This window comes from Paenibacillus zanthoxyli JH29, assembly GCF_000520715.1.
In the GTDB taxonomy this organism is placed as follows: Bacteria; Bacillota; Bacilli; order Paenibacillales; family Paenibacillaceae; genus Paenibacillus_AQ; species Paenibacillus_AQ zanthoxyli.
Genome location: NZ_ASSD01000539.1, coordinates 1 through 8,736, shown reverse-complemented (window position 1 = coordinate 8,736; position 8,736 = coordinate 1). Strand labels below are relative to the sequence as shown.

At 51.3% G+C, this 8,736-nt stretch carries 12 protein-coding genes and 1 pseudogene; 7 read left to right on the top strand and 6 right to left on the bottom strand.

Going from position 1 to position 8,736, the window contains the following annotated elements:
- From L691_RS33035 to L691_RS0121020, 3 genes and pseudogenes are all read left to right on the top strand, one after another.
- Nucleotides 1-132, top strand: a pseudogene (locus L691_RS33035) (holin); the annotation flags it as partial.
- Between the two features lie 149 nt (nt 133-281).
- Nucleotides 282-512: a hypothetical protein gene (locus L691_RS0121025; protein ID WP_025692312.1), complete on the top strand. Its 231-nt coding sequence runs from the start codon at nt 282-284 to the stop codon at nt 510-512.
- An 89-nt stretch (nt 513-601) separates the two neighbouring features.
- Nucleotides 602-940, top strand: a complete 339-nt coding sequence (locus tag L691_RS0121020) for a YolD-like family protein (protein WP_025692311.1) — start codon at nt 602-604, stop codon at nt 938-940.
- Nucleotides 941-1,007: 67 nt separating this feature from the next.
- On the opposite strand, the gene L691_RS0121015 is transcribed toward L691_RS0121020, so the two are convergent.
- From L691_RS0121015 to L691_RS0121000, 4 genes are all read right to left on the bottom strand, one after another.
- Nucleotides 1,008-1,430 carry a type II toxin-antitoxin system HicB family antitoxin gene (locus L691_RS0121015; RefSeq protein WP_025692310.1) on the bottom strand — a complete coding sequence of 141 codons (423 nt, stop codon included), beginning with the start codon at nt 1,428-1,430 and terminating at the stop codon, nt 1,008-1,010.
- Between the two features lie 40 nt (nt 1,431-1,470).
- The gene (locus tag L691_RS0121010) at nt 1,471-1,659 is read right to left on the bottom strand and encodes a type II toxin-antitoxin system HicA family toxin (RefSeq protein ID WP_025692309.1); all 189 of its coding nucleotides are present in this window, start codon (nt 1,657-1,659) and stop codon (nt 1,471-1,473) included.
- Nucleotides 1,660-1,733: 74 nt separating this feature from the next.
- Nucleotides 1,734-1,970, bottom strand: coding sequence for a hypothetical protein (locus tag L691_RS0121005; protein ID WP_025692308.1), 237 nt, complete (start codon nt 1,968-1,970; stop codon nt 1,734-1,736).
- A gap of 34 nt (nt 1,971-2,004) precedes the next feature.
- On the bottom strand, nt 2,005-2,259 hold the full coding sequence (locus L691_RS0121000; RefSeq protein ID WP_025692307.1) for a hypothetical protein: 255 nt from the start codon (nt 2,257-2,259) through the stop codon (nt 2,005-2,007).
- Between the two features lie 79 nt (nt 2,260-2,338).
- Between L691_RS0121000 and L691_RS0120995 the strand changes: the two genes are divergently transcribed.
- A complete protein-coding gene (locus tag L691_RS0120995) occupies nt 2,339-2,602 on the top strand; it encodes a YolD-like family protein (RefSeq protein WP_025692306.1) in 264 nt (87 codons plus the stop codon).
- A gap of 570 nt (nt 2,603-3,172) precedes the next feature.
- Entirely contained in the window at nt 3,173-3,415 is a 243-nt protein-coding gene (locus L691_RS0120985) for a helix-turn-helix domain-containing protein (protein ID WP_025692304.1), read from the top strand.
- 328 nt (nt 3,416-3,743) lie between these two features.
- Here the strand turns inward: L691_RS0120985 and L691_RS0120980 are convergent, their stop codons facing one another.
- Entirely contained in the window at nt 3,744-5,108 is a 1,365-nt protein-coding gene (locus L691_RS0120980; RefSeq protein WP_025692303.1) for a dipeptidase, read from the bottom strand.
- Nucleotides 5,109-5,307: 199 nt separating this feature from the next.
- On the opposite strand from L691_RS0120980, the gene L691_RS0120975 reads away from it, so the two are divergent.
- Together L691_RS0120975 and L691_RS32210 are read left to right on the top strand one after the other, a co-directional pair.
- Nucleotides 5,308-6,126, top strand: a complete 819-nt coding sequence (locus tag L691_RS0120975) for a protein-glutamine gamma-glutamyltransferase (protein ID WP_025692302.1) — start codon at nt 5,308-5,310, stop codon at nt 6,124-6,126.
- A 451-nt stretch (nt 6,127-6,577) separates the two neighbouring features.
- Nucleotides 6,578-6,733: a hypothetical protein gene (locus tag L691_RS32210; RefSeq protein WP_156934308.1), complete on the top strand. Its 156-nt coding sequence runs from the start codon at nt 6,578-6,580 to the stop codon at nt 6,731-6,733.
- 338 nt (nt 6,734-7,071) lie between these two features.
- Here L691_RS32210 and abc-f read toward each other — a convergent pair.
- Nucleotides 7,072-8,736 (bottom strand): ribosomal protection-like ABC-F family protein (gene abc-f, locus L691_RS0120965; RefSeq protein WP_025692301.1); only part of this gene is annotated, 1,665 nt, incomplete at its 5' end.

Below are 8,736 nucleotides of genomic sequence, written 5' to 3'. Positions count from 1 at the left end.
GGCGGGCCAGCCGCACCGTTTACGGACCTTGGCCTGACGCTGCGGCTGTGGTCCGGAGCGCTTGCCGGGTTGTCTGCAACCGGGTTGTTCGAGCTGGCTTTTAATGGCCGTCCAGGTAGCACAAAGGAGTAATAAAAATCACTTACCACTTATCCCTAATATGCTAAGATATCTACAGTATCGGAAGCACCGAACAACAAGCCTCTGCCTAGCGCAGGGGCTTTTTTCATTTACATAAAGTTCCAAAGTGATTATAATAACGACAGATTGGAGGTGATAATATGAAAATTTTTAAGAGATTTACAGTGATTCTGATGATTGCAGTTATGTCACTGAGCTTTATCGGTTCGGCATCTGCTCGTACATATGTTCATGGGTATACAAAGAAAGATGGTACTTATGTACGGCCGCACTATCGATCTGACCGCGACGGTAGCTTCAACAACAACTGGAGCACCAAAGGGAACACGAACCCTATTACCGGTAAGAAAGGATACAAGACACATCCTTGATCGGCACCAGTCCCCTGATATTTCAGGGGCTTTTTTCCACTTGAATAAAGAACAAATGTTCGCATATAATAGGCCCAGGAGGCGATTATATGCAACGGAAAAAACTCGAAGGAAATGGCTTATGGGAAAGCAGCCGCATGATGCTGCCTCAACATACACAACGCATTCTCGAACACCAGCGCGAAACGCTACGCCGCGAGAAGCCGGTTCTGGACGCCCAGGAATGGGATCTCATCGATCAGGCGTTGTACCATTCCATGGCAGACCACGCACCTGTGACTCTTACTCTGTTCGATCCGTTCGTCGATCGCCAGGCCAAGGGCATTGTTATGAAGGTAGATCGGCAACTGAAACGAATCAAGCTGCGCTGGAGCGAGGATGATTGGGATTGGGTGGACATGTCGGAGATTATTGCGGCGACTACATAAACAGCAAAGCCCCTGTTAGCCATAGCGGCCAGCAGGGGCTTTGTTCAACGGGCAATTCGGTTGCCAGTTAAACGCGAGAGCGGTCTATCCCGAGACTCCGCTTTAAACCTTCTTGCAGAATCTGGCTGAAATTAAGGTGCTGGCGTTCCGCTTCATCGTTCAACCACTTCGGCACGGTGAGCGTCTTTTTTATCGCCTTTGACTCAAAAGCATCCCGCACAGTCGGCATGTAAACATGAACTTCACTAGCAGCCTCTCCGGCCTCAGCCTGCTTCAAGATAGCGTCGAGCGGTGAAGGGTCAGGAATCGGGTCATTGTCCTGTTCCATCACATAAAGGAATCCCTCCAGCGCCTCACGTGCGGCGGCGTGCGCTTCCTCGGCCGTGTCTCCAGAAGTCAGGCATCCGGGCAGATCGGGGAAGCGTACGGAGATCCCTTCGTCGGCTGCATCCAGCAGCGCCCAGAACCGATAAACATCTTTCTTACTCATCTATGGTTTAACCTCCTTGGAGGGGCGGGGCTTGTGGCCCCTACAACCCTGCTGATTTAAGGATACTTGCTTGTGTCTTGGGAGGAAAGCTTTTCTTAGGATGCGGCACCGTGACTTTCCCGGGCTTTGTCGGATGCTTGTAGTAATGGTGGCTGCCATGTACTCCGATTAAGTACCATCCGTCCTCTTCAAGAAGTTTTATGATTTCTCTTGAACTGTAAGCCTTCATCTCAACCCTCCTTACACTTCAATTATACACGTATATTTAGTACGTGTCAACGTATAAATTACACGTATAAATTATTATATGTCTACTTCTTCCCAACCGGGCGGCAGCGGATCTTCAGGCGCGTGATCCAAAGCTTCCGGCTCCACAATGATCAGCAGCGGCTCGCCGATATCGACTAAGGCACCGATCTTATAAAGGTTAACTTCGAACGTGCCGACAGCTACCACTCTGCCGGTACGACTACCGTAGCCGCTGGTGTGATCGGTGGCGATCCGGACGCGGAGGCCGGGTTTTATTTCATCCAGATTCATTTTAATTCCCCCCCCCCAGGAAAAAATTCCTTCCCTATAAAGTACGATTCATGCACTCCGGTTTCTTATTGATCACCAGAACAGGCGACGCTTCCCCATACCCTTCATCCATATTCTTAAAATGTCTATTTCGATAAATGACGACAGCTCCGGGTAATCCAACGGTATCCCATACATCTGTTTTATTAGCCAGAAGGAAGGATATTTCTGGCCGGATGTAAATATGCGATTGCGGGCGCTCGAAAAAGGCATCGACAAACTGCTTGAGCCTCATGGATTCGATTTTCATAATTTCCCTCCTCACTCTTGTATTACGAACATTTATTCGTATATAATACAGGAACAAATGTTCGAAAGGATGATAATCTATGTCTCATGTACACAAAAACCTAAATTACTTCACTCGCCCGACTCTTGATGAATTCGAATTACAGGAACTTGGCGAAAGCTTACAGGAAGCAATGAGGAGTAAAAGGCCGATCACACTAACTGTTTACAAGATCGGAGAAGTAACCGGGGTTATCGAGAAGATGGACGCCGTTACTCGAAAGATACACCTTCAGACAGAGAGTCAAGGACTGTTCAGACTTCCGTTTTTAGAAATATGGGGCGCAGATGATCCGGGAGAATGATCCCGGATTTTTTTGGATTCCGTTGTTAATTAATAGCATTAATTACCGATGCGATTTTCGACATATAGCGACACAAATATTTCCATCGGCAGGTTAGAATAGTTTTTGGGAGCAAAATGCTCCCGATTGAAGTAGGGAAGTGCGGACTTTCCGCACAGCCTACTCCTTGTCGTTATGCGTGACAATCCATTCGTGTAAATCTTCCATCCTGCAATCAAATATGAGAGATGCAGCATATTCATCTTCAGGTTTCATTACTCTCTCATTATTACAAAAGTGGGAGATAATACGCTTTGGACGACCGGATCGTCTTGCATACTCCGCTTGAGTCCACCCTTTACTGTCGATCCAGTCTTGGAGTAGGCATCTTCCGCGAGTTACGCGCAAGCTGCCAAGACTCCTTTCAGTTTGGTTGGTATTCGAGTGGATTATACCATATTAGTCTATGAGCACCAATCCTACACGTTGAACTCAGCAATAAATTTACAAATATACAAACGTGTGTTCTGCTATTTTGTTTTGTGATATAATGTAATCTACTAAAAATATCCTAAAAAGGTGGCATGGTTCATGGGCGAGGATATCGCAATTTCTACAGCAAGAGAACGGGCTGGATTGACTATTAGTCAATTTGCACAACGATTAAATATCCCTGAGGATAAATTGATTAATATTGAGCACAACCCTTCTGGAATATCTCCGAGACTAGCAAAGCGGATTTCCGAAATTTTAGGGATGACAGTTGATGAAATTAGCTTTTTCGATACAAGTAGTTTGGCCTGCGATTGGTGTCCGTTTGGTGTCTCGCGTTAAAATTACATATGCGCATTATTCGCGTATCTGTGACTATCAAAATTCACAGATACGCGAAATCGCTGTGTTTCTTCGTGATATTACTTCTTGTTCAATGGTAAGAAACAGCCTTCCAAGCTGATAGCGTGGGTTCGATTCCCATCACCCGCTTTCACCCTTATTTATGTTAAAACCCTTGCGCCGTAAGGGTTTTTTAATTTGGCTTCCGTTTCCGATAATCATTGGAACACGGGAGGAACCTGGTAAAACAGCGAATTCCAGCAAAAAAGGCTCTCCGCTTAATAACGAGCGAAGAGCCTTTTGCATATCGGCTCAGCTAGGGGGCAAGTTAGACCGTTCCTGCCGATTTCAAAAATTCCACAATCGTCAGCAGACCCTTGTCGAAATTCTCCAGGTTGAAGTGCTCGTCGGGCGCGTGCAGGTTCTCGTCGTCAAGTCCGAAGCCCATCAGAACGACCGGCGCCTTTAGGATGCGGGAGAAGCTCTCCATAATCGGGATGGAGCCGCCGTCCTTCGTGAACAGGGCGCGTACGCCGTATGCTTTGCCGTAAGCGTCCGCCGCCAGTTGAAGGAAGGGGTTCGACGGATCAATGTCCAAGGCGAACGCCTTCTCCATCTGCCGCACTTCCACCTTGGCTCCCGGCTGAATATGCGATTTCAGATGGGCTTCAATAGCGTCGAGAACATGCTGTGGATTCTGGTCGCCGACAAGGCGGCAGGTGATTTTGGCATGGGCCGCTTTCGGGATAACCGTCTTGGTGCCCTCGCCCTGAAAGCCGCCGTAGACGCCGTTAAGCTCCAGCGTAGGCCGGGCTCCGACGCGTTCGACAAACGTATAGCCTTCTTCGCCGTAGAGAGCGGACAATTCGAGTCCCTCCCGGATTTTATCCTCGTCGAGTCCCTGCTTGGCGAATTCCTCACGCATCAGCGGAGACAGCTCCGGCACGCCTTCATAGAAGCCGTCTACGGCGACCCGGCCTTTGTCGTCATGCAGCGACGCGAGCAGGGAAACGAGTGCGTGCAGCGCATTAGGAACAGCGCCTCCGTAAGTGCCCGAGTGTAAATCCGTGGAAGCGGTCGTGACGTCCACCTCCAGCGAGCAGAGGCCCCGGAGTCCGGTGCAGATGGCGGGTCTTCCGCGCTCCAGAAGCGAGGTGTCGGAGACGAGAACGGCGTCCGCAGCCAGCGTGTCTTTATGTTTTTCCAAGAAGGAAGTTAAATGAACGCTGCCGATTTCTTCTTCGCCTTCAATGCATACCTTGAGGTTAACCGGAAGGGAACCTTCCTGACTCAATATGGCCTCTATCGCCTTAATATGCATGAAGACTTGACCTTTATCGTCGGTTGCGCCGCGCGCGTACAGCTTGCCATTCCGGATATTCGGCTCGAACGGCGGAGTCGTCCAGAGATTCAGCGGGTCGACCGGCTGAACATCGTAGTGCCCGTAGATAAGCAGAGTCGGCTTGCCGGGTGCGTGCAGATAGTCCGCATAGACGACAGGGTGGCCGTCGGTCGGGTGAATTTCGATATGTTCCAATCCTGCTTTGTTCAGCGTATCCGCGAGCCACTGCGCCGCCGTCAAGATATCTTTCTTGTGCTCGGACAGTGCGGAAATGCTGGGGATCTTAAGCCATTCATTCAGTTCGTTCAATTGTTCGTCCCGGCGGGACGCAAAATATTCTGCGTAAGACATCATTATGTACCTCCTGGATTTGCGGGGTCGCAAGCCTTGGGCTTGTGACGGATGCGCCGAATCGGATTCGGTGATCCATAGGAACTATTATACTGGAATAACCCCCGCACAATCAAAAATCGCCGGTATCGCACATACCTGGGCGCCGTCACGTACAATAACCCATATTCAGAGAATAACGAATAATGGAGGTACAGCGGTGATTACTTTTTTGACCGGCAGCCAGGATGGAATTGATATGTCAACGCTATCGGGCGTGGAGAGAGAGCTTGTGGAGAAGAAGCGGAGAAGTCCGGAAACCTATGTTTACGAATCGCCAGCCGCGCTCGCATTTGAGCTGAATATGAGAAGGCGCATTGTTGAAGCGGCAATCGCACTCGATGCAAGCGGAGTAACCTTTGTCCCGTTTGAGACCACCAGGGGGAATCGCAACTTTTGGTCGCGCACCCGTGAAGGAGGACTTCGCTTAAATGACGGGGTTTTACCGTCTGACGGGATCAACGATATTTTCCGGAACGGCCGTCTGTATGCCTTTGAGTGCGCAACGGCGGCGGTAATTGTTTTATATAAGGGAGTCCTTGATGCGCTGGGCGAAGATGTGTTTAATACGTACTTCAAAAACCTGCTGCTCTATGATTGGCAGTATGACAGCGATTTACAGTTAACTGCGACCACTAACAGGGAGGAAGCCTATCCTGGTGATGTGCAATATTTCAAGAATCCCGATCATGCTCCGGACAAACCGGAATGGCAGGGCGAGAATGCAATTATGCTTGGCAACGGAATGTATTTCGGGCATGGAATTGGCATTACCACCGCAGGGGGAATCATCTCTGCTTTGAATAGAGAGAGAGTGCCGGGCAGCAGAACATCTGCATATCTTCTGGATGAGGCGTTTCATCCGAACTTTGAGTATTTGCGGGGAATGTCTGCGGGAAGAAGCCTTCCGTCAGCGGCTGGCCGCTCTAGAGCCTATGCGGTCGTCGCCAGAATAGGTTCGCATAATTTTAGATTTTAGCTTAGAAAACCCAAGCTCCATTCTCACCGTTCATGGCTGTTACTGTGCCTTGGTGATATTCAATGATTTCTTTGGTAATGGCCAGGCAGATCCCGGAAAGCCCGTCCTTACCTCGATTGTGACGCAGGCTCTGGCTTTTTCAAAGGGACGATTACTTTGGCTGAATTGTAATGGAGAGTGCGCAAAGAACGGCAACCTGGTCCTCCGGCAAAGGTCCGGGTTGCTGTGTGCAGAATGAAATCGGTCCGGTATTCCATAAAAAATACATAAAGTTCTTGTTTAAAAAACAACGAAAATCGTTTAGAATAAATAAATGAAAGGGCTTACAATGAAGGCATGCCGCTGAGTCTTTATGGCTATAATTAATTATATCCCTGATAAAAAAAATTAGGTCCGGCGGTCTAATTTTTTTCCTCTTTTGTGACGATAAGATTATTTAGGAGGGGATCGCATGGAAAAACATGAGAATTTGAGATTGCCGCTGCAGCAGGAAAGCATGAGAGCACATTCCGAAGGCCGTTTCTCGGCTGGACTTCTGTGGGGAATTCTGATCAGCATCCCGTTATGGATTTCGCTGTTAGGCTGGATTATTAGCTTTACGAGATAGTACGACGGAAGATAGCGATAGTACGGTTGAGCCATCCTTATGAATTGTAACCGGGAAAGAGAAGCGCGGCATAGGAGCAATATTATGGCGCTTAAGCATAGATAGATAAGAAACGCTCATGTGTAAACGGCTTGTACCACCCGCTTAGAGGGAGGTGCAAGCCGTTTATTTGTAAGCAATGATATTCTGCTGCAAGGATAAGGCCAAGGCTGCCTCTTCGGTATTCGAAGGGGCGGCCTTTTAATATCTCCGGGCAGCAGCACCTGCCGAGAGTATCGCTGTCCAGCGGCGTTGTACCGGGCCTATGCTATCTGGGGCTTTATAACCAGAGCCCTTTCCTATTGGCCGGAACTGTCCATCCACGCTGCGTATAACGCGTCGAGCTTGGACTGCAGCGCTTCACGCTCGGCGTACAGCCCGGCTAGCCGGTCGGCATCGCTGCTCAGCTGCGGGTCCAGCATCCGGGCTTCGATGGCTTGGAGCAGCTTCTCGCCCTCGGCAATCTCGCTTTCCCACTCAGCGGCGGAGCGGACGTTCCGGGAGCGGGGCGAACCGCTCCCGCTCTGCGCCCCGCCGGGCTTCATCTCCGGTGCCGCCACATTTCTTGCCGAAGCTGCTTTCCCGGGGCTTGCATGTGCCCCGCTGCCGGCAGACGCGGCGGCACGGGCAGCTGCTTGTTCCGCGCGTTTCTCTTTGAAGTATTCATAATTGCCCGGGAATACGGAAAGACTTCCGTCCTCCAGGGCCCAGATGCTACGAAAGCAGCGATTGATGAAATAGCGGTCGTGCGATACCGCGAGCACTGTGCCGGGAAATTCCTCCAGCGCCTCTTCCAGCGCTTCCCTGGAATCGATGTCAAGGTGGTTGGTCGGCTCGTCAAGAATGAGCAGGTTGGGCCGCCGGTGCATAAGCACGGCGAAGCGCAGCCGGGTCCATTCTCCGCCGGACAGTCCTGCGACGCTCTTGAACACATCGCTGCCGTAAAAAAGGAACCTGGCCAGCTGTCCCCGCGCTTCGCCTTCCTCCATGCCGGCCTGTTCGCGGAAATACTTCAGCACGGACTGGCCGGCATCTTCGGGCACGGCTTCCTGCGCAAGGTAGCCGACCGCTGTCCGCGAGCCAAGCGCGCAGCTTCCCTCGTCCGGCTGCTCCAGCCCGAGTATGATGCGCAGCAGCGTGCTTTTGCCCGCGCCGTTGCTGCCGATCAGCGCGGCCGTCTCGCCGTAGCGCAGCACGCCAGCGGCCTCCGTGAACAGCGTACGCTGTCCGTAGCGCTTGCCGACGCTGTCAAGCACAAGCACCCGGTTGCCCGAGCGGTCCTGCTGCTCAAGCTGCAAATCCATTGCTTTACGCTCCAGGATCGGCCGCTTGATCTTGACCATCCGGTCCAAGGCCTTTTGCATCGACGCGGCCCGGCGGTGAAAGGAAGGATTGGGCGGATTGGCGTTGTTGCCCCATTCGATCAGCCGTTTGATGCTTTCCTGCATTTTTTTAATTTTTTTCTGCTGCTCCTGGTAGTCGGCGAACTGCTGAAGCAGTCTTGCTTCTTTCTCGGCTTGATAGCCGGTGTAGTCGGTATGATAGGTGATGGCCTCTCCGTCTTCGATCTCGACGATCTTCGTGACGACGGCGTCCAGGAAATAGCGGTCGTGAGAAATGGCGACCACCGTGCCGTCATAGTCTCTCAGGAATTGCTCCAGCCATTCGATGGCAGCCATATCCAGATGGTTCGTCGGCTCGTCGAGCAGCAGCACATCCGGACGGAGCAGCAGCAGTGCCGCCAGTCCGACCTTCGTCTTCTCCCCGCCGGAGAGGGAAGAGAAGGCGCGCTCAAACTGTTCGCCGCCGATCCCAAGTCCAGAGGATACCCGCTGGATATCGGATTCGATTTCATAGCCGCCAGCCGTTTCGAATTTCTCCTGCAGCGAGCCGTACTCGCGCAGCAGCGCACTCATCCGCGCTTCGCTGTCAGTGCCGAGGCCTGACATCTCCAGCTCTAGCTC

What these genes read in the sequence shown, in the direction of transcription:
- L691_RS0121025 (WP_025692312.1), top strand. Translation starts at nt 282, where the DNA reads ATGAAAATTTTTAAGAGATTTACAGTGATTCTGATGATTGCAGTTATG.
- L691_RS0121005 (WP_025692308.1), bottom strand. Translation starts at nt 1,970, where the DNA reads ATGAATCTGGATGAAATAAAACCCGGCCTCCGCGTCCGGATCGCCACC.
- L691_RS0120995 (WP_025692306.1), top strand. Translation starts at nt 2,339, where the DNA reads ATGTCTCATGTACACAAAAACCTAAATTACTTCACTCGCCCGACTCTT.
- L691_RS0120980 (WP_025692303.1), bottom strand. Translation starts at nt 5,108, where the DNA reads ATGTCTTACGCAGAATATTTTGCGTCCCGCCGGGACGAACAATTGAAC.
- L691_RS0121015 (WP_025692310.1), bottom strand. Translation starts at nt 1,430, where the DNA reads ATGAGTAAGAAAGATGTTTATCGGTTCTGGGCGCTGCTGGATGCAGCC.
- L691_RS0121020 (WP_025692311.1), top strand. Translation starts at nt 602, where the DNA reads ATGCAACGGAAAAAACTCGAAGGAAATGGCTTATGGGAAAGCAGCCGC.
- L691_RS0121010 (WP_025692309.1), bottom strand. Translation starts at nt 1,659, where the DNA reads ATGAAGGCTTACAGTTCAAGAGAAATCATAAAACTTCTTGAAGAGGAC.
- L691_RS0121000 (WP_025692307.1), bottom strand. Translation starts at nt 2,259, where the DNA reads ATGAAAATCGAATCCATGAGGCTCAAGCAGTTTGTCGATGCCTTTTTC.
- L691_RS32210 (WP_156934308.1), top strand. Translation starts at nt 6,578, where the DNA reads ATGGAAAAACATGAGAATTTGAGATTGCCGCTGCAGCAGGAAAGCATG.
- L691_RS0120985 (WP_025692304.1), top strand. Translation starts at nt 3,173, where the DNA reads ATGGGCGAGGATATCGCAATTTCTACAGCAAGAGAACGGGCTGGATTG.